The sequence below is a fragment of the Pseudomonas sp. NFACC24-1 genome (genome assembly GCF_900115235.1).
Lineage (GTDB): Bacteria > Pseudomonadota > Gammaproteobacteria > Pseudomonadales > Pseudomonadaceae > Aquipseudomonas > Aquipseudomonas fluorescens_AA.
The window spans coordinates 12,148-30,667 of the sequence record NZ_FOVS01000034.1 but is presented as its reverse complement, the minus strand read 5'-3'; the positions used below and the strand labels follow the sequence as shown (position 1 = coordinate 30,667).

16 protein-coding genes are annotated in these 18,520 nt (G+C 61.3%); 12 read left to right on the top strand and 4 right to left on the bottom strand.

The annotated features are described in order from the left end of the window. Positions 1–143 precede the first annotated feature (143 nt). The 10 genes from BM317_RS24640 to BM317_RS24595 all read left to right on the top strand — a co-directional run bounded on the left by BM317_RS24640 (position 144) and on the right by BM317_RS24595 (position 11,800). Complete coding sequence (locus BM317_RS24640) at positions 144–524, top strand: response regulator (RefSeq protein ID WP_092164768.1); 381 nt, start codon at positions 144–146, stop codon at positions 522–524. Between the two features lie 77 nt (positions 525–601). Next, positions 602–1,885 (top strand): glycosyltransferase, encoded by a 1,284-nt coding sequence (locus tag BM317_RS24635; RefSeq protein ID WP_092476596.1) that lies wholly within the window; start codon positions 602–604, stop codon positions 1,883–1,885. A 70-nt stretch (positions 1,886–1,955) separates the two neighbouring features. After that, positions 1,956–2,861 (top strand): AraC family transcriptional regulator, encoded by a 906-nt coding sequence (locus BM317_RS24630; protein WP_092164770.1) that lies wholly within the window; start codon positions 1,956–1,958, stop codon positions 2,859–2,861. A 307-nt stretch (positions 2,862–3,168) separates the two neighbouring features. Further along, positions 3,169–4,479 carry an ABC transporter substrate-binding protein gene (locus tag BM317_RS24625; protein ID WP_092476594.1) on the top strand — a complete coding sequence of 437 codons (1,311 nt, stop codon included), beginning with the start codon at positions 3,169–3,171 and terminating at the stop codon, positions 4,477–4,479. A gap of 150 nt (positions 4,480–4,629) precedes the next feature. Next, positions 4,630–5,565 carry a carbohydrate ABC transporter permease gene (locus BM317_RS24620; protein WP_053184628.1) on the top strand — a complete coding sequence of 312 codons (936 nt, stop codon included), beginning with the start codon at positions 4,630–4,632 and terminating at the stop codon, positions 5,563–5,565. 10 nt (positions 5,566–5,575) lie between these two features. After that, positions 5,576–6,406 carry a carbohydrate ABC transporter permease gene (locus BM317_RS24615; protein WP_060742531.1) on the top strand — a complete coding sequence of 277 codons (831 nt, stop codon included), beginning with the start codon at positions 5,576–5,578 and terminating at the stop codon, positions 6,404–6,406. Positions 6,407–6,544: 138 nt separating this feature from the next. Continuing rightward, positions 6,545–7,648, top strand: coding sequence for an ABC transporter ATP-binding protein (locus BM317_RS24610; RefSeq protein WP_060742532.1), 1,104 nt, complete (start codon positions 6,545–6,547; stop codon positions 7,646–7,648). Between the two features lie 15 nt (positions 7,649–7,663). Next, on the top strand, positions 7,664–9,145 hold the full coding sequence (locus tag BM317_RS24605) for a mannitol dehydrogenase family protein (RefSeq protein ID WP_092476593.1): 1,482 nt from the start codon (positions 7,664–7,666) through the stop codon (positions 9,143–9,145). Between the two features lie 216 nt (positions 9,146–9,361). Then, the gene (gene xylB / locus BM317_RS24600) at positions 9,362–10,849 is read left to right on the top strand and encodes a xylulokinase (protein WP_092476591.1); all 1,488 of its coding nucleotides are present in this window, start codon (positions 9,362–9,364) and stop codon (positions 10,847–10,849) included. Between the two features lie 12 nt (positions 10,850–10,861). Then, positions 10,862–11,800, top strand: a complete 939-nt coding sequence (locus BM317_RS24595) for a carbohydrate kinase family protein (protein WP_092476589.1) — start codon at positions 10,862–10,864, stop codon at positions 11,798–11,800. A gap of 84 nt (positions 11,801–11,884) precedes the next feature. Here BM317_RS24595 and BM317_RS24590 read toward each other — a convergent pair whose 3' ends face one another. From BM317_RS24590 to BM317_RS24575, 4 genes are all read right to left on the bottom strand, one after another. Next, positions 11,885–12,166 carry a DUF1652 domain-containing protein gene (locus BM317_RS24590; protein WP_060742536.1) on the bottom strand — a complete coding sequence of 94 codons (282 nt, stop codon included), beginning with the start codon at positions 12,164–12,166 and terminating at the stop codon, positions 11,885–11,887. A 379-nt stretch (positions 12,167–12,545) separates the two neighbouring features. Further along, positions 12,546–13,553 carry a threonine ammonia-lyase, biosynthetic gene (gene ilvA, locus BM317_RS24585; RefSeq protein WP_092164776.1) on the bottom strand — a complete coding sequence of 336 codons (1,008 nt, stop codon included), beginning with the start codon at positions 13,551–13,553 and terminating at the stop codon, positions 12,546–12,548. 304 nt (positions 13,554–13,857) lie between these two features. After that, on the bottom strand, positions 13,858–15,006 hold the full coding sequence (locus tag BM317_RS24580; protein WP_092164777.1) for a PQQ-dependent sugar dehydrogenase: 1,149 nt from the start codon (positions 15,004–15,006) through the stop codon (positions 13,858–13,860). A 47-nt stretch (positions 15,007–15,053) separates the two neighbouring features. Next, positions 15,054–15,395, bottom strand: coding sequence for a hypothetical protein (locus BM317_RS24575; RefSeq protein WP_092476587.1), 342 nt, complete (start codon positions 15,393–15,395; stop codon positions 15,054–15,056). Between the two features lie 199 nt (positions 15,396–15,594). Between BM317_RS24575 and BM317_RS24570 the strand changes: the two genes are divergently transcribed. After that, positions 15,595–16,485: a non-homologous end joining protein Ku gene (locus tag BM317_RS24570; protein ID WP_092164779.1), complete on the top strand. Its 891-nt coding sequence runs from the start codon at positions 15,595–15,597 to the stop codon at positions 16,483–16,485. A gap of 33 nt (positions 16,486–16,518) precedes the next feature. Next, positions 16,519–18,507 (top strand): DNA ligase D, encoded by a 1,989-nt coding sequence (gene ligD, locus BM317_RS24565; protein ID WP_092164780.1) that lies wholly within the window; start codon positions 16,519–16,521, stop codon positions 18,505–18,507. Positions 18,508–18,520 lie beyond the last annotated feature (13 nt).

The window sequence follows — 18,520 nt, the reverse complement described above, 5'->3', positions numbered from 1 at the left end:
TTATAGCAGGGAAGCGACTATCCTTGTCAGCTCTTGTACTATAGATCCTTTCTTGTACAACCCAGGGAACTTGTGCTGCCTTGGCACTTACTCATGAATGAGGCCATTTTTTTTCGTGCCCCTCCCGCTCCCATCTTTCGAGAATGTCGACTATGCCCACCACCCCTGCCGCCACCCAGCCCACCATCCTGGTAGTCGAAGACGATGACATCGTGCGGATGTTGATCGTCGACGTGCTGGAGGAACTGGAGTACCAGGTGCTGGAGGCGGACGGCTGTGAGCAAGCGCTGAGTTTTTTGCGTGACCACCAACAGAACATCGCCCTGATGATGACCGACGTCGGCCTGCCGGTAATGGACGGACGCGAATTGGCCAAGCAGGCTCGACTCGAGCGTCCACAGCTGCCGGTGCTGTTTGCCAGCGGCTATGCCGAAAGCATCGATGTGCCTGAAGGCATGTCGGTGATCGGCAAACCCTTCTCCATCGATCAATTGCGGGACAAGGTCAAACGCATTCTTGCTTGAGCCGGATCGCATTCTTGGTCACTATCGGCGCCCCGCGCGCCGATGGCGCCTGATTCGCTCCGAGGCCCCCCTTGCTCATGACTGCCACCAAAGTCCTGGTTATCGGCTATGTCTGGCCCGAGCCGCGCTCATCGGCGGCCAGTGGGCATGTCATGCAGATCCTCGACACCTTCCTCGGCCAAGGCTGGGACATCACCTTCAGCAGCCCGGCCGGCCCGGGGGAGCAGCGCGCCGACCTGGTCGCGCTGGGCATCCGCGAAGTGCCCATCGAGCTCAATAACAGCAGTTTCGACGCGTTCATCCATGCACTTGCGCCGGACATCGTGCTGTTCGACCAGTTCATGATGGAAGAACAGTTCGGCTGGCGCGTCGAAAAGCACTGCCCCGGGGCCCTGCGGGTGCTGGAGACCTCCGACCTGCAAAGCCTGCGTCACGCCCGGCATCAACGCCTGAAAGAGCGCCTGAAGCGCGATGAGGCGAGCGAGGACTTCAGCGATCTTTTCGCCCCGGCCCTGGGCGAGGAGTTCCAATGGATGGCCGACACCGACCTGGCCAAGCGAGAAATCGCCGCCCTGTACCGCTGCGACCTCAACCTGATGGTGTCCGAGGTTGAAATCGAACTGTTGGTGGAGCACTTCAAGCTGCCTCGCAACCTGCTGCATTGGTGCCCGCTGATGCTGGACCTGCCCAGTGAACCGTCGCCACCGTTCGAGGACCGGGCGCATTTCCTGAGTATCGGCAACTTTCGCCACGCGCCGAACTGGGACGCCGTGCTCTGGATGAAGAACGCCATCTGGCCGCTGATCCGCCAGCAATTGCCCGGCGCACAACTGCACCTGTACGGCGCCTATACCCCGCCCAAGGCCGCCGCACTGCACAATCCGGCCCAGGGCTTTCACATCATGAACTGGGCCGAGGACGCCTTGCAGGTCATGTCGGCGGCACGCATCTGCCTGGCGCCGTTGCGTTTCGGCGCCGGGATCAAGGGCAAGCTGATCGAGGCCATGCTCTGTGGTACCCCCAACGTCACCACGCCCGTGGGAGCCGAAGCCATGCACGGCGACATGCCCTGGCCCGGGTCGATTGCCCAGAGCGCCGTAGGCATCGCCGGCGCGGCGGTGCAGTTGTATAGCGACCAGGCGCGCTGGACCCAGGCCCAGCACGCCGGCCGGGCGCTGCTGGCGAGCCGCTACCGGCAACAGGTGCATGGGCCGGCGCTGATCGACAGCATCAACGCTTGCCGGGCAGACCTGGCACAACGACGCCGGGACAATTTCACCGGCAGCATGCTGCGTCACCACCAGCACAAAAGCACCCAATACATGTCCCAGTGGATCGAAGAAAAAAACCGCAACGGTTAGACACCAGGGTGGCACCTGCCTGGCGAAGGGGGCATTATCCAGTGGCGATAACAATAAAAGCGCCAGGCCCATGACCCGAACAGCCAGAGTCACCGACCCCTCCTACGAGTTGATGGACGACCATAACGGGCTGTCCATCATCTACCGCCAGCACGGCTTTCCCTGCCCGCTGGTGCGCTGGCATTTCCACAAGGAATACGAGCTGCACTTGATCGTCGCCAGTTCCGGCAAGGTGTTCATTGGCGACTACATCGGCAACTTCTACCCCCAATCGCTGTTTCTCACCGGGCCCAACCTCCCCCACAACTGGATCAGCCAGGTGGCCGAGGACGAAGTGGTACCCAAGCGCGATATGTTGGTGAACTTCACCGACGAGTTGTTCGAAAGCGGCCACCAGGTATTCGCCGAACTCAAGACGGTCGCACCGCTGCTCGAACGCGCCCAGTATGGCATCGAGTTCCGCTGCAAGCGCACCATCCGCCAGGCCATGATCCTGATGCAGCGCATCGCCGATTCCCAGGGCATGAGCCGCCTGGGGCACTTTTTCATCCTGATGGAACTGCTGGCCGCCACGGATGACTACCAACTGCTGTCCGGCGCGACCGCCCCGCAAACGGCGGACGAACACAGCATCGACCGCACCAACCGCGCGGTGGACTACATCTTTGCCCATTACGCCCGGGAGTTGCCCCTGGAAGAAGTCGCCGAACACCTGGGCATGAAACCCACCTACTTCAGCCGAGTATTCAAACAGGCCACTGGCCGTTGCTTCATCGAATTCGTCAATCGCCTGCGCATCAGCAAATCCTGCGAATTGCTGGCCGACGGCGACAAACCGGTAACGGACGTGTGTTTTGAATCCGGCTTCAACAACATCTCCAATTTCAATCGGCGTTTCCAGCAGCTCAAGGGCATGACGCCCTCCCACTACCGGCGGCTGGCGGTGCAGCGGTTGACCGAGCAGAACCAGGGCTGACCCTGTGGCGAGGGGATTTATCCCCGCTGGGGCGCGAAGCGGCCCCCTGGGTTTTCTGATCCGCCTCCAGGGTAGATACATTTTTGGGGCTGCTTTGCAGCCCAGCGGGGATAAATCCCCTCGCCAGAGATGAATTCCCCACCAGAAATTTTCTTAAGTGCAAAAAAGTATCAGTGCAAGTGCGACGGATGATTTGTCACACCGTCCATTGAAGGCTGTAATCAGCGCACATTCTTCCCTTCATCCGGAAGACACAAAAACAATAACTGTCCTTCCGCAGCTTTCGAGCGCGGAAAAGGAGTGCGCGATGAAACCTTCGGTAAAAGCTCTGCTTGTTTCCACCTGCATGACCCTCAGTAGCGTCAGCTTCGGCGCACAGACCCTCACCATTGCCACCGTCAACAACAGCGACATGATCCGCATGCAAAAGCTCTCGAAAACCTTCGAGGCCGAGCACCCGGACATCAAGCTGAACTGGGTGGTGCTCGAAGAAAACGTCCTGCGCCAGCGCCTGACCACCGACATCGCCACCCAAGGCGGGCAGTTTGACGTGCTGACCATTGGCATGTACGAAGCAGCACTCTGGGGCGCCAAGGGCTGGCTGGAGCCGATGAAGGATTTGCCGGCCTCCTACGACCTGGACGACATCTTCCCCTCCGTGCGCGATGGTTTGTCCGTCAAAGGCTCGCTGTACGCCCTGCCGTTCTATGCGGAAAGCTCGATCACCTATTACCGCACGGACCTGTTCAAGGACGCCGGGCTGACCATGCCCGAACACCCGACCTGGAGCCAGATCGGTGAATTCGCGGAAAAACTCACCGACAAATCCAAGGAGCAATATGGCCTGTGCCTGCGGGGCAAGGCCGGTTGGGGCGAGAACATGGCGCTCATCACCACCCTGGCCAACGGTTATGGCGCGCGCTGGTTCGATGAGAAGTGGCAGCCGCAATTCAATGGCCCCGAGTGGAAAGACGCACTCAACTTCTATGTCGACAACATGAAGAAATCCGGCCCGCCGGGCGCCTCCAGCAACGGTTTCAACGAAAACCTGGCGCTGTTCAACAGCGGCAAATGCGCGATCTGGGTGGATGCCAGCGTCGCCGGCTCGTTCGTCACCGACAAGACCCAGAGCAAGGTGTCCGATCACGTCGGATTCACCTTCGCCCCCCACGAAAAAACCGACAAAGGCACCTCGTGGATGTACTCCTGGTCGCTGGCCATCCCTACCAGCTCCAAAGCCAAGGAAGCCGCCACGGTCTTTACCACGTGGGCGACGTCCAAGGAGTACAGCCAATTGGTCGCCAAGACCGACGGGATTGCCAACGTACCGCCAGGCACCCGCACCTCGACCTACAGCGACGAGTACATGAAGGCCGCGCCGTTTGCCAAGGTGACCCTGGAATCGTTGAAAGTCGCCGATCCGAAAGCGCCAACCCTCAAACCTGTGCCCTACATCGGCATCCAGTTGGTGACCATTCCCGAATTCCAGGCCATCGGTACCCAGGTGGGCAAGTTCTTTTCGGGCGCGCTGACCGGCCAGCAGACCGTGGACCAGGCGTTGACCGCCGCGCAGTCCACCACCGAACGCGAGATGAAACGCGCTGGGTATCCCAAGTAACCCGCGCCGCCGCTCTGTCTTTTGTGGGAGCGGGCTTGCTCGCGAAAGCGATCTGTCAGTCACATTGATGTTGAATGTGCTGCCCTATTCGCGAGCAAGCCCGCTCCCACAGGGACTTTTTGTAGGCCTGCACAAAATCGGTTCAATGCCATGAATAGCTCAACTACAACCGCCAAAGCCCCCATCGAGATTGCCCCGCCGCCGGCGCGCAAGATCCGCCTGGCCAACCCCGGCTGGTTCCTGGTCAGCCCTTCGGTGGCCTTGTTGCTGCTGTGGATGATCGTGCCGCTGGGCATGACCGTCTACTTCTCGATGATCCGCTACAACCTGCTCTACCCCGGCGAAAACGAATTCGTCGGGCTGGAGAACTTCACCTATTTCCTGACCGACTCGGGTTTCATGCCCGGCGCCACCAATACCTTGTTGCTGGTGGGCAGCGTGCTGTTGATCAGTATCGTCCTCGGGGTATTGATCAGCGCGCTACTGGAAGCCAGTGAGTTTTTTGGTCGCGGCATCGTCCGCGTGCTGCTGATCTCGCCGTTCTTCATCATGCCCACCGTCGGTGCGCTGATCTGGAAGAACCTGATCTTCCATCCGGTCTCGGGCATCCTCGCCTCGGTGTGGAAGCTGTTCGGCGCCCAGCCGGTGGACTGGCTGGCCCATTACCCGCTGCTATCGATCATCATCATCGTGAGCTGGCAATGGCTGCCCTTTGCGATTCTGATCCTGATGACTGCCATGCAGTCGCTGGACCAGGAACAGAAAGAAGCCGCCCGCCTGGACGGTGCCGGCCCCATTGCGATCTTCTGGCACCTGACCCTGCCGCACCTGGCTCGCCCGATTGCCGTGGTGCTGATGATCGAAACCATCTTCCTGCTGTCGGTGTTCGCCGAGATCTTCACCACCACCAACGGTGGCCCCGGCTATGCCTCCACCAACCTTGCCTATCTGATCTACAACCAGGCGCTGGTGCAGTTCGACGTCGGCATGGCTTCGGCCGGTGGCTTGATCGCCGTAGTCATTGCCAACATCGCCGCCATCATCCTCGTCCGGATGATCGGCAAAAACCTCACCGACAAGCATTGAGGCCGTCGCCATGACTCTTCAACAATCCCGTCGTCTGCAAAGCCTGCTGCTGGGCACGCTGGCCTGGGCCATCGCGATCCTGATCTTCTTTCCGATCTTCTGGATGGTGCTGACCAGCTTCAAGACCGAAATCGATGCGTTCGCCACGCCGCCGCAGTTCATCTTCACACCGACCCTGGAGAACTACCTGCACATCAACGAGCGTAGCAATTACTTCAGCTTCGCCTGGAACTCCGTGGTGATTTCCTTCAGCGCCACCGCCCTGTGCCTGCTGATCGCGGTACCGGCGGCCTATTCCATGGCGTTCTATGAAACCCAGCGCACCAAAGGCACGTTGTTGTGGATGCTCTCCACCAAAATGCTGCCACCGGTGGGCGTGCTGATGCCGATCTACCTGCTGGCCAAGCAATTTGGCCTGCTGGACACGCGTATCGCGCTGATCATCATCTACACACTGATCAACCTGCCCATTGTGGTCTGGATGATTTACACCTACTTCAAGGACATTCCTCGCGACATCCTCGAGGCCGCGCGCCTGGATGGCGCCACGCTCTGGCAGGAAATGGTCCGTGTGCTGCTGCCGATTGCCAAGGGCGGCCTGGCGTCCACCGTGCTGCTGTCGCTGATCCTGTGCTGGAACGAGGCGTTCTGGTCGCTGAACCTCACCTCCTCCAAGGCCGCGCCCCTGACGGCGTTGATCGCTTCCTACTCCAGCCCGGAAGGTTTGTTCTGGGCCAAATTGTCGGCCGTCTCGACCCTGGCCTGCGCGCCGATCCTGATCTTTGGCTGGATCAGCCAGAAACAGCTGGTGCGCGGTTTGTCCTTCGGCGCAGTGAAATGAACCGTCAAAAGATCGCAGGCTTCGCCAGCTCCTACGCACAGCCCACAGCCTTCAAGAGCCCTGTAGGAGCTGTCGAGTGCAGCGAGGCTGCGATCTTTCCCAGTCAACTGAATAAATGACAAGTGGAGGCCCATCATCATGGCCAACCTGAAAATCAAGAATTTGCAAAAGGGTTTCGAAGGCTTCTCCATCATCAAGGGCATCGACCTTGAGGTGAACGACCGCGAGTTCGTGGTCTTCGTCGGCCCGTCGGGCTGTGGCAAATCCACACTGCTGCGGCTGATCGCTGGTCTGGAAGAGGTCAGCGACGGCACCATCGAACTGGATGGCCGGGACATTACCGAGGTCAGCCCGGCCAAGCGCGACCTGGCCATGGTGTTCCAGACCTACGCCTTGTATCCGCACATGAGCGTACGCAAGAACATGTCCTTCGCCCTCGACCTGGCCGGTGTGCCCAAGGCCGAAGTCGAGAAGAAGGTCAACGAAGCGGCGCGCATCCTCGAATTGGGGCCGATGCTCGAGCGCAAGCCCAAGCAACTGTCCGGCGGCCAGCGCCAGCGCGTGGCGATCGGCCGGGCCATCGTGCGCAACCCGAAAATCTTCCTGTTCGACGAACCGCTGTCCAACCTCGACGCCGCCCTGCGGGTGCAGATGCGCCTGGAACTGGCACGCCTGCACAAGGAACTGCAGGCGACCATGATCTACGTGACTCACGACCAGGTCGAAGCCATGACCCTGGCCGACAAGGTGGTGGTGCTCAATGGCGGGCGCATCGAACAGGTCGGCTCGCCGCTGGAGCTGTATCACCAGCCGGCCAACCTGTTTGTCGCCGGGTTCCTCGGCACACCGAAAATGGGCTTCCTCAAAGGCAAGGTCACCGCCCTGGACAGCCAGGGCTGCGAGGTGCTGCTGGACGCCGGCACGCGTATCAACCTGCCGCGCAGCGGTGCCAACCTGAGCGTCGGCGGCGCGGTGACCCTGGGGATTCGTCCGGAACACCTGAACCTGGCGCAACCGGGCGATTGCACGTTGCAAGTCACCGCCGACGTCAGCGAGCGGCTGGGCAGCGACACCTTCTGCCATGTCGTCACGACGTCCGGCGAAGCCTTGACCATGCGGGTTCGCGGCGACCTGGCGAGCCGTTTCGGCGAGCAACTGAACCTGCACCTGGACGCCGAACACTGCCACTTATTCGATGCCGAGGGCGTGGCGGTGAGCCGCGCGCTGCGCGCCGCTGCCTGATTGCCGAGAATTGCGATGAAACTCAACCGACAAAACCTGCACAACCTCAACCCTGACGTAGCCCTGCCTGCCTACCCGTTGGGCGATATCCGCCAAGGCATCGCCCATATCGGCGTCGGCGGTTTCCACCGGGCTCACCAGGCCTACTACACCGATGCGCTGATGAACACCGGTGTCGACCTGGACTGGGCCATCTGCGGCGTGGGCCTGCGGGCCGAGGATCGCCGTGCCCGGGACGACTTGGCCAGCCAGGATTACCTGTTCACCCTGTACGAACTGGGCGACACCGATGACACCGAAGTCCGGGTGATTGGCGCGATCAATGACATGTTGCTGGCCGAAGACGGCGCCCAGGCGCTGATCGACAAACTGGCCGATCCGCAGATCCGCATCGTTTCGCTGACCATTACCGAAGGTGGCTATTGCATCGACGACAGCAATGGCGAATTCATGGCCCATCTGCCGCAGATCCAGCACGACCTGAGCCATCCCGAGGCACCGAAAACCGTCTTCGGCTTCCTCTGCGCCGCCCTGGCCAAGCGTCGCGCCGCCGGTATCCCGGCGTTCACGTTGATGTCTTGCGATAACCTGCCCCACAACGGCGCCGTGACCCGCAAGGCATTGCTGGCCTTCGCCGCGTTGCGCGACGCGGAGCTGGGGCAATGGATCGACCGCAACGTCAGCTTCCCCAATGCCATGGTCGACCGCATCACACCCATGACCAGCGTCGCCCATCGCCTGCAACTGCATGACGAACATGGCATCGACGACGCTTGGCCGGTGGTCTGCGAACCGTTCGTGCAATGGGTGCTGGAAGACAAATTCGTCAACGGTCGCCCGGCCTGGGAAAAGGTCGGCGTGCAGTTTACCGATGACGTTTCTCCCTATGAAGAAATGAAAATCAAGTTGCTCAACGGCAGCCATCTGGCGCTGACCTACCTGGGCTTTCTCAAGGGTTATCGCTTCGTCCACGAAACCATGAACGACCCGCTGTTCGTGCGTTACATGCGCGCCTACATGGACCTGGACGTGACACCGCAACTGGCACCTGTACCAGGCATCAACCTGACCGACTACAAGAACACCCTGGTGGAACGCTTTTCCAACCAGGCGATTGCCGACCAGTTGGAGCGTGTCTGTTCGGACGGCTCGTCGAAGTTTCCAAAATTCACCGTCCCGACCATCAACCGTTTGATTGCCGACGGCGGCGAAACCCGCCGTGCAGCACTGGTCGTGGCGGCCTGGGCCGTGTACCTGAAGGGCGTGGACGAGAACGGCGTGACTTATTCGATCCCCGATCCACGGGCGGCGTTCTGCCAGGCGCTGGTGGCTGACGATGCGCTGGTGACCCAGCGGATGTTGGAAGTCGAAGAAATCTTTGGCACGGCGATCCCACGTTCGCCGGAGTTCGTGGCAGCATTCGAATGGTGCTGCAACAGCTTGCGCGAGCACGGGGTAACACGAACACTTGAGCGGGTATTGGCTGACGCAGACTGAGCTTGCGGACGCGGTCGCTTTTTGTGGCGAGGGGATTTATCCCCGCTGGGACGCGAAGCGTCCCCAAGACACGAACAACTCAGTGAATCTGACACACCGAGTCGTCAGTGTCAGGGCTGCTTCGCAGCCCAGCGGGGATAAATCCCCTCGCCACAGTCCACCATGTCCCGGTCCAAACAGTTCTGTGCTGACGGTTCATTGATATCAAGGATTTCTATGGCAAACCAACAACTGTTCCTGGGCATCGACTGTGGCACCCAAGGCACCAAGGCGTTGATCCTGGATGCGATCAGCGGTCAGGTACTCGGCCAGGGCGCGGCTGCCCACAGCATGATCAGCGGGGCCAACGGTCGTCGTGAACAAGACACCCAGCAATGGCTCGATGCATTCACCCAGGCGACTCATCAAGCCTTGGCCGCCGCCGGGGTCGATGGCCAGGCGATCCTCGGCGTCGGCGTGTCCGGCCAGCAGCACGGCCTGGTGCTGCTTGACGACCAGGGCCAGGTCTTGCGCCCGGCCAAGCTCTGGTGCGACACCGAGACGACGCCGGAAAACGATCGGCTCCTGGCGCACCTGGGTGGTGAAGACGGTAGCCTCGAACGCCTCGGCGTGGTGATCGCGCCGGGCTACACGGTTTCCAAATTGCTCTGGACGCGGGAGCAGCATCCCCAGGTGTTCGAACGCATCGCCAGCGTCCTGCTGCCCCACGACTTCCTCAACTACTGGCTCACCGGCCGCCATTGCAGCGAATACGGCGATGCCTCGGGGACTGGCTATTTCAACGTGCGCACCCGCCAATGGGACGTGCAGTTGTTGCAATACATCGATCCCAGCGCGCGCTTGCAAGCGGCGCTGCCGGAGCTGATCGAGGCCCATCAGCCCGTCGGACGCATCCTGCCGGCCATTGCCGCGCACCTGGGCATCAACCCCGACGCGGTGGTGGCCAGTGGGGGCGGCGACAACATGATGGGCGCCATCGGCACCGGCAATATCCAGCCCGGCGTGATCACCATGAGTCTCGGTTCCTCCGGCACGGTCTATGCCTTTGCCGCCGAACCCGCGGTCAGCCCGCAACCGTCAGTGGCGACGTTCTGCTCCTCCAGCGGTGGCTGGCTGCCATTGATTTGCACCATGAACCTGACCAACGCCACCGGGGCGATTCGCGAGTTGCTGGGCCTGGACATCGACGCCTTCAACGCCCTGGTCGTCCAGGCCCCGATTGGTGCCGAGGGTGTCTGCATGCTGCCGTTCCTCAACGGCGAGCGGGTGCCTGCCCTGCCCCATGCCACCGGTAGCCTGCTGGGCCTGACCACTACCAACCTGACCCGGGCCAACCTGTGCCGCGCCGTGGTCGAAGGCACGACCTTCGGTTTGCGCTACGGTTTGGACCTGTTGCGGGCCAACGGGCTCAAGGCCCAGAGCATTCGCCTGATCGGCGGCGGCTCGAAGAGCCCGGTGTGGCGGCAGATCGTCGCCGACATCATGGACACCACGGTCATTTGCACTGAACAAAGCGAAGCGGCGGCGTTGGGTGCGGCGATCCAGGCGGCGTGGTGTCATTCAGGCGCGCAAGACAGCCTCGCCGAACTGTGCGAGCGCTGCGTCAAGCTCGACCCGGCCAGCGAAACCCGGCCAATCGCCGCCCATGTCACGGCGTCCCAGCAGGCCTATGAACGTTACCGACAACACGTCGCAACCCTTTGAGAGCGGGCAACTATGTATCTGGTGTGTGGTGAAGCGCTGTTTGATTTTTTCAGTGAAACCGAGGCGGATGGCCCTGCCTCGCAAGTGAACTACAAGGCGATTGCCGGTGGCTCGCCGTTCAACGTGGCGGTGGGGTTGCGCCGCCTGGGTATTGAGTCGGCGCTGTTTACCGGATTGTCCACCGACTACCTGGGCCGTCGCTTGCAGCAGGTGCTGCTCAACGAAGGTGTCAGTACCCGATACCTGCTGGACTTCGACGCGCCGACCACCCTGGCGATGGTTGCCGTAGGCGCCAATGGTTCGCCCCACTACAGCTTTCGCGGCGAAGGGTGTGCCGACCGGCAACTGAGCCTGGCCCATCTACCGGAGCTGGGCCCTGAAGTGCGTGGTTTGCATGTCGGCTCGTTCTCACTGGTGGTCCAGCCCATTGCCGACACGCTCCTGGCCCTGGTGCAACGGGAAAGTGGCCGGCGCCTGATCAGTCTCGACCCGAACGTGCGGCTCAACCCGCAACCGGATATAGAATTGTGGCGCTCGCGGATTGCGGCACTGGTGCAATACGCAGACCTGATCAAGGTCAGTGACGAGGATCTGGGCCTGCTCTACCCAGGGATCGAGCCCCAGGCGGTCATCGAAGGTTGGCTGAAGCACCGTTGCCAAGTGGTCTTCCTGACCCGTGGCGGCCAGGGGGCGACGGTCTTCAGTCGCCAGCACGGCACATGGTCGCTGCCCGCGTGCCCGGTGAAGATCGCCGACACCGTGGGTGCAGGCGACACCTTCCAGGCCGCGCTGATTGCGTGGCTGACTGAGCAACAACTGGATTCGATCGAGGGCCTGCAGACACTGACCCGCGAGCAGGTCAGCGCCATGCTTGAGTTCGCCATTCGCGCCGCAGCACTGACGTGCGGCAAAACCGGGCCGGACCTGCCCTATCGGCAGCAACTGGCCTGACTTGCGCGTTATAACAGAAAAGCTGGACGCCGGGTTCGGACATCACCGGACCCGAGCGTCAGAGGGAAAATGACAAGGCCGTAATCAGCGCCCAGTCATTCGATGGTGTTGCTGATGAAAGTGATTGCCTGCGGCAGGGTTGTGGTCAAGCTCCGTACGCAACTCGGCAATCAGATCGTTGATGGCTCGGCACCCGGTGAGTTTCCTGGCATCGATGTTCGTTTTGAGCAAGGCCACATGATCGGTCCTGTGGTCATCGAAGATCTTGATCGTCATCGTCAGCTCAGGTGACAACGTGCATTGCGAGCGCTTGGGCAGCAAGCTGCTTTCAATGATGTTTCGCATTTCGAGGGCAGATAAAAACATGGCGACTCTCTCCTGTTGAGGCGGCCAATTTATGTTCACGACGGCGGTATCTTCGTCCGTTTTCTTCCCTGCGGACTGGGACTATGAATACCGTGCCGTTCTCTTTCTTGGCATTTTCAGTTAACAAGCTCGTCAAGCGAACTCCTGAACCATCCCGCAAAAAATATGCCTGTATTGACGACCTTCCAGATTGATATGAATCAAGCGTTTAGCTTCGTCCCGCGCCAGAGGGCTCGTGCAAAGTGCAAGGAAAGGTGGTTTTTTCCATGCAAACTGCAATCACTTTTATCCTGTTCGCAACCTAGATTAGCCCCTATTGCGAAGGAGAAAGCGGGCATCCGTCGCCTGGCATGAAAAAAGTGTGACGTAGCGTAAAAACTCAAAGAGCTCCCACCGCCGCCCGCTCCGCCACGTGGCGCAAACTGTCGAAATTGATGTTGGCCCCCGAATCGATCGCTACCAAGGTCTCGCCACGCGCGCCCGTGCGCGCCACGTATTGCTTGATGCCCGCCACCGCCAAGGCCCCTGACGGCTCGGTGATGGAACGGGTGTCGTCATAGATGTCCTTGATCGCGACGCACAACTGGTCGTTGGTCACGGTCATCACCTCATCGACGCAGAAACGGCAGATGTCCAGGCCATGGGCGCCGATCTGCGCAACGGCCACGCCATCGGCGAAGGTTCCCACCTCGGGCAAGATCACCCGCTCCCCGGCGATCAGTGCAGCCTGGAGACAGGCCGAGTGCTGCGACTCGACGCCAATGATGCGAACTTCCGGGCGCAGGTATTTGACGTAGGCCGCGATCCCGGCGATCAGCCCCCCGCCTCCGACCGGAACGAAAATCGCGTCCAGCCGGCCGGGATGCTGGCGCAGGATTTCCATGGCGACGGTGCCTTGCCCGGCAATCACCTCCGGATCGTCGAATGGCGAGACGAACTCCCGCCCGGTCTGCTCGGCCAATTCCAGCGCATGGGCCAAGGCAAACGGAAAACTGTCCCCATATAGCAAGGCCTCGGCGCCGCGATTGCGCACGCCCAGCACTTTCAGTTGGGGGGTGGTCACGGGCATGACGATGCTGGCCGAAATACCCAGCTCCCGTGCCGCCAGCGCGACGCCCTGGGCGTGATTGCCGGCTGACGCGGTGATGACGCCCCGGGCCCGCTGCTCCGGGGTCAGGTGCACGAGCTTGTTGTAGGCACCGCGGATCTTGAAGGAAAAAGTCGGTTGCAAGTCTTCGCGCTTGAGCAGGATCCGGTTGCCCAGGGCCTCGGACAGTGCTGGCGCCGCTTGCAGTGGCGTGCGCACGGCCAGTTCGTAGACCGGCGCGGCGAGGATTTTCTTTACATAGTGCTCAAGCAGGGTTTGCTCGGTGTGGGCAGCGGTCATGGTCATGACGATCTCCTGGTTCGCTCGGAGCCCAGGAGACAGAAAGAAAAAACCCGCCTCGAGGGCGGGTTCGGTGCAGCCGTCAGCTAGCCCGCCAAATAAGGAATGGCGGTAATAATGCTTGGCTGGCTGCGCAGTACGGTTGAGTTCATGCCTGGAAATTAGCGGTGCGTTGGCGGCAAGTCAATGGCAAATACGTAGGAGCTGGCGAAGCCTGCGATCTTTTGATCTTTCGCTGGAGACTCAAGTGTCTGGGGAAAGATCGCAGCCTCGTTGCACTCGACAGCTCCTACATGGCGTTGTGTCACTTGAGGCCGACTTTGTACAAGGCTCCGTCGTCCTCATCCGTCAACACATAGAGGTACCCATCCGGCCCCTGGCGAACATCACGGATTCGCGCCTTGAGCTCGCCCAACAGGCGCTCTTCATGGACGACCTTGTCGTCTTGCAATTGCAGGCGGATCAGCTCCCCCGACACCAAGGCGCCGATGAACACATTGTGTTGCCAGGCCTTGAAGCGCCCATGGTCGTAGAACGCCATACCGCTGAGCCCCGGTGAGACCTGCCAGACGTGGTGAGGGTCAAGGGCGCCTTCGACGGTCTTGCCCTGGGCCTCGGGAATCGGGGCGCCGGAGTAATTGATGCCGTGGGTCGCCAGTGGCCAGCCATAGTTCTTGCCGCGCTCGATGATGTTCAATTCATCGCCGCCCCGGGGCCCATGTTCGTTTTCCCAGAGGGTGCCACTCCAAGGATTGAGGGCTGCGCCCTGGGGGTTACGCATGCCGTAGGACCAGATCTCGGGACGCACGCCTTTCTGGCCGACGAAAGGGTTGTCGTCGGGCACCTTGCCATCGGGGTAGATGCGCACGACCTTGCCTTGCAGTTTGTCCAGGTCCTGAGCGGTGGGCCGGTCGTTGTTTTCCCCCAGGGTAATGAACAGATAGCCGTCGCGGTCGAAGACCAGTCGCGAGCCAAAGTGGTTGCCCGTGGACAGCTTGGGTTGCTGGCGGAAGACCACGTCGAAGTTCTTCAGGCTCTTGAGGTCTTCGGCCAGTTGCCCCCGCCCCACGGCGGTGCCGGCCTTGCCGTCTGCACCCGCTTCAGCATAGGACAGGTAGACGGTGCGATCCTGCTTGAAGTCCGGCGACAGCACCACGTCCAGCAAGCCGCCCTGGCCCTTGGCCCACACTTCTGGCACGCCGCTCAAGGGGGCGGACAATTGGCCGTCGGGGCTGACCACGCGCAGGTTGCCCCCTCGCTCCGTCACCAACATGCCCTGTTGGCCAGGCAGGAATGCAACGGACCAAGGGTGCTCCAGCCCCTTGACCACGGTGGTCACTTCCAGCGTGCCCTCCTCACTCTTGAATGACTGGGTTGGCGCGGCATTGGCCGGGTTGGCAAGGGCCAGGACAGCGCTGGCGCAGAATGCGGCCAGGAGTGTTTTACGCAACATGCACATTTCCTTCTGCGGTGTTGAAAGAGAACAACGGGCGCCAGCGCCTAGCGGTTGCCATTCTGGCTGTTGCGCGGTGGCGCAGGAGACTCGATGGTGGGTCGCGGCGAACCCGACGGCTGGCCGGAACGGGGGTAGCCATTGCCGATGCCGCCATTTTCCAGGGTCGGTGGCCGTGGTATTGGCACTGTCGGATTGTTATGAATCGTCGGCACGTTGGGCCGGGTGCCCTGCATGCTGTTGGGATTGGCCCGGCGTGTCGGGCTGTTATAGGGATTGTTGTTGCCCGGCAGGTTCTGGGCCAGGACCGTTGGGCCTGCGCTGGGCGTGGTGGCCTGGGCAGCGGCAGTCAGTAATAGCGTCATGATGACGAGCATCAGCCTGTTCATTGGGACACCTCTTGGGTTCAGGCATATCGAAAGCACGCTACGCCGCAGGTTCGCCCTTGTTAAGCGAAATATCCCGGTGAAGATGTAACGAAGCGTCTCCGAACACAGCTGGGAGCAAGCTTGCTCGCCCCACTGTGGAAACTTTTCCCGAGGCGCGAAGGTCACCAGAGAGACATCCACCGGCAAGGAAAACACCACCATGGCTCGGGCAATCTGGAAAGGCGCAATCAGTTTCGGGCTGGTCCACATCCCCGTCGCGCTGGTGTCGGCCACCTCTTCCCAGGGTGTGGATTTCGACTGGCTGGACAAACGCAGCATGGACCCGGTGGGCTACAAGCGGATCAACAAGACCACGGGCAAGGAAGTGACCAAGGAAGACATCGTCAAGGGCGTCCAGTACCAGAAAGGCCAGTACGTGCTGCTCAGCGAAGAGGAAATCCGCTCCGCCCACCCCAAGTCCACCCAGACCATCGAGATCTTTTCCTTTGTCGACAGCGAGGAGATCCCCCTGCAAAACATCGACACGCCCTACTTTCTCGCCCCCGACAAGCGTGGCGGCAAAGTCTACGCCCTGCTGCGCGAAACCCTGGTCAAGACCAACAAGGTGGCCCTGGCCTACGTCGTGCTGCATACCCGCCAGCACCTGGCCGCCCTCATGCCCCTTGAGTCGGCCCTGGTGCTGGTGCTGCTGCGCTGGCCCGCGGAGGTGCGCGAGCTGGATATCCTGGAATTGGGCGACGAGGTCACGAACCCGACCCTGGCCAAGGGCGAGCTGGAAATGGCCAAGCGTCTCGTGGAGGACATGAGCGCCGACTGGGAGCCGCAAGAATACCGGGACAGTTTCGCAGACAAGATCATGGAGCTGGTGGAGAAAAAGGCCAACGAAGGCCGCCTCGAAGCCGTGGAGACCGATCCGGGCGAAGAACAACGCAAGACCGCCGATGTCATCGACCTGACCGAGTTGCTCAAGCGCAGCCTGGGCGGCAAGGGCAAGGCCAGCGACAAATCCGCCGGGAAGCCCCCGGCAAAATCCGCGAAAACCGGTAAATCCGCTCCTGCCAAAAAAGCCACCAAGGCCTCCCGGGGCTAAAACCCTGGCGTGTGCAATACAAGGGAATCTGTCATGGCCAACGCCGAGAGTGAATCTGCTCGTTTGTCCAATGCCGAGTCGGACGCAACGACGCCCCGCAACCCTGGCCGAGGGGGCAAGTCAGCCCCGGGCACCCGCCTGCCCGAGCGCCTGTCGCCGCAGCTGGCCACGCCCGTGGAGGAGCCGCCTACCGGTGAATGGCGCTACGAAGTCCAGTTCCACGGTTATCGCCTGCTGACCCGCATCGAACACGGTGAAGTGCGGTTATACAACCGCAATCACCAGGACTGGACCGATCGGCTGAAGCTGCATGCCGACGCCTTGGCCGGGTTGGACCTGGGGGACAGTTGGCTGGACGGCGAACTGGTCCTGCTCGATGAAACCGGCCACAGCGATTTCGCCGCCCTGCGCGAGGCCTTCGAAATCAGCCGCACCGTCGACATGGTGTATTTCCTGTTCGATGCGCCCTTTCTCAATGGCGTCGACCTGCGCCAGGCGCCAGTGGAAGAACGCCGTGCTGCACTGAAAAAAGCCCTCGGCAACAACGCCAGCAAGCGCCTGCGCTTTTCCGAGTCGTTTTCCGCCAGCCAGCACGACATGTTCGAAAGCGCCATTGCGCTCTCACTGGACAGCGTGGTCGGCAAGCGCCTGGGCAGCCCTTATATGTCCCGCCGGAGCGCCGACTGGGTAAAACTCAAGTGCCGGTTGCGCCAAGCCTTCGTCATCGTCGGATTCACCCGCCCCCAAGGCAAGCGCAGCGGTTTCGGCGCGCTGCTGCTGGCCGTCAACGGAGCAACGGGGCTGGTGTATGCCGGCCGGGTCGGCACAGGGTTCAGCCAGGTACAAATCAAGCAATTGCATGAGCAACTGTGTACCCAGCAGCGCGAGACCTCGCCACTGGCTGAGCCACTCAACGGTACCCAGGGACGCGGCGTGCAATGGGTCGAGCCGACCCTGACCTGTGAAGTGGAATTCACCGAGTGGACCCGCGATAACCAGGTGCGGCAGGCTATTTTCCTTGGGTTGCCGTCCCATACGCTCGCCAGCACAGTGGTTCGGGAGCAGCCCCTGCCGATAAAGCCCTCCACGCCAAAACCCCAGCGTCGCAAAAAAGCCGGCACCGCCAGAGTCGACGGGGTGACGATCACCCACCCCGAGCGGGTCATCGACAGTGTCAGCGGCGTGCAAAAGGCCGAGCTGGCGCAGTATTACCTGGACATCGCCCCTTGGATCCTGCCGCACCTCAAGTTGCGCCCGGTCGCGCTGCTGCGGGCACCGGACGGTATCGGCGAAGAACTGTTCTTTCAAAAACACGCCGATCGCCTGGAGATTCCCCACATCAAGCAGCTGGATCCGCAACTGGACCCGGGCCATGCCGCCCTGATGGAGATCGATGATATCCACGCGCTGGTCGGCGCGGCGCAGATGGGCACGGTGGAATTGCACACGTGGGCCGCGACCCACGACCGGATCGAGACGCCTGACTTGTTTGTCCTGGATTTGGACCCGGACCCGTCACTGCCCTGGAGCGCCATGATCGAGGCGACCCGCATGACCTTGGCGGTGCTCGACGAACTGGGCTTGCAGGCCTTCCTCAAGACCAGCGGTGGCAAAGGCATGCATGTGATCGTACCATTGGCGAGAAATGAAGGCTGGGACACCACCAAGGCGTTCGCCAAAGCCATCTCTCAGTTCCTGACCCGGCAAATGCCCGAGCGCATCACCGCCACCATGGGACCGAAGAACCGCGTCGGGAAAATATTCGTCGATTACCTGCGCAACGCCCGTGGAGCCAGCACAGTAGCCGCCTATTCGGTACGTGCCAGGCCAGGCCTGCCGGTCTCGGTGCCGATCGCCCGGGCCGAGCTGTCGACCCTGCGCAACGCCCAGCAATGGGACATGTATACCGCGCTGGAACGGGCCAAAAGCTTGGGCGCCGATCCTTGGGAGGGCTATAACCACCGCCAGCGGATTACCGCCAGGATGTGGGAGCAACTGGATGCGCAAAAACCCGAGGCATGAGGCCCAATCCAGG

What these genes read in the sequence shown, in the direction of transcription:
- BM317_RS24640 (WP_092164768.1), top strand. Translation starts at nt 144, where the DNA reads ATGTCGACTATGCCCACCACCCCTGCCGCCACCCAGCCCACCATCCTG.
- BM317_RS24635 (WP_092476596.1), top strand. Translation starts at nt 602, where the DNA reads ATGACTGCCACCAAAGTCCTGGTTATCGGCTATGTCTGGCCCGAGCCG.
- BM317_RS24630 (WP_092164770.1), top strand. Translation starts at nt 1,956, where the DNA reads ATGACCCGAACAGCCAGAGTCACCGACCCCTCCTACGAGTTGATGGAC.
- BM317_RS24625 (WP_092476594.1), top strand. Translation starts at nt 3,169, where the DNA reads ATGAAACCTTCGGTAAAAGCTCTGCTTGTTTCCACCTGCATGACCCTC.
- BM317_RS24620 (WP_053184628.1), top strand. Translation starts at nt 4,630, where the DNA reads ATGAATAGCTCAACTACAACCGCCAAAGCCCCCATCGAGATTGCCCCG.
- BM317_RS24615 (WP_060742531.1), top strand. Translation starts at nt 5,576, where the DNA reads ATGACTCTTCAACAATCCCGTCGTCTGCAAAGCCTGCTGCTGGGCACG.
- BM317_RS24610 (WP_060742532.1), top strand. Translation starts at nt 6,545, where the DNA reads ATGGCCAACCTGAAAATCAAGAATTTGCAAAAGGGTTTCGAAGGCTTC.
- BM317_RS24605 (WP_092476593.1), top strand. Translation starts at nt 7,664, where the DNA reads ATGAAACTCAACCGACAAAACCTGCACAACCTCAACCCTGACGTAGCC.
- xylB (WP_092476591.1), top strand. Translation starts at nt 9,362, where the DNA reads ATGGCAAACCAACAACTGTTCCTGGGCATCGACTGTGGCACCCAAGGC.
- BM317_RS24595 (WP_092476589.1), top strand. Translation starts at nt 10,862, where the DNA reads ATGTATCTGGTGTGTGGTGAAGCGCTGTTTGATTTTTTCAGTGAAACC.
- BM317_RS24590 (WP_060742536.1), bottom strand. Translation starts at nt 12,166, where the DNA reads ATGTTTTTATCTGCCCTCGAAATGCGAAACATCATTGAAAGCAGCTTG.
- ilvA (WP_092164776.1), bottom strand. Translation starts at nt 13,553, where the DNA reads ATGACCGCTGCCCACACCGAGCAAACCCTGCTTGAGCACTATGTAAAG.
- BM317_RS24580 (WP_092164777.1), bottom strand. Translation starts at nt 15,006, where the DNA reads ATGTTGCGTAAAACACTCCTGGCCGCATTCTGCGCCAGCGCTGTCCTG.
- BM317_RS24575 (WP_092476587.1), bottom strand. Translation starts at nt 15,395, where the DNA reads ATGAACAGGCTGATGCTCGTCATCATGACGCTATTACTGACTGCCGCT.
- BM317_RS24570 (WP_092164779.1), top strand. Translation starts at nt 15,595, where the DNA reads ATGGCTCGGGCAATCTGGAAAGGCGCAATCAGTTTCGGGCTGGTCCAC.
- ligD (WP_092164780.1), top strand. Translation starts at nt 16,519, where the DNA reads ATGGCCAACGCCGAGAGTGAATCTGCTCGTTTGTCCAATGCCGAGTCG.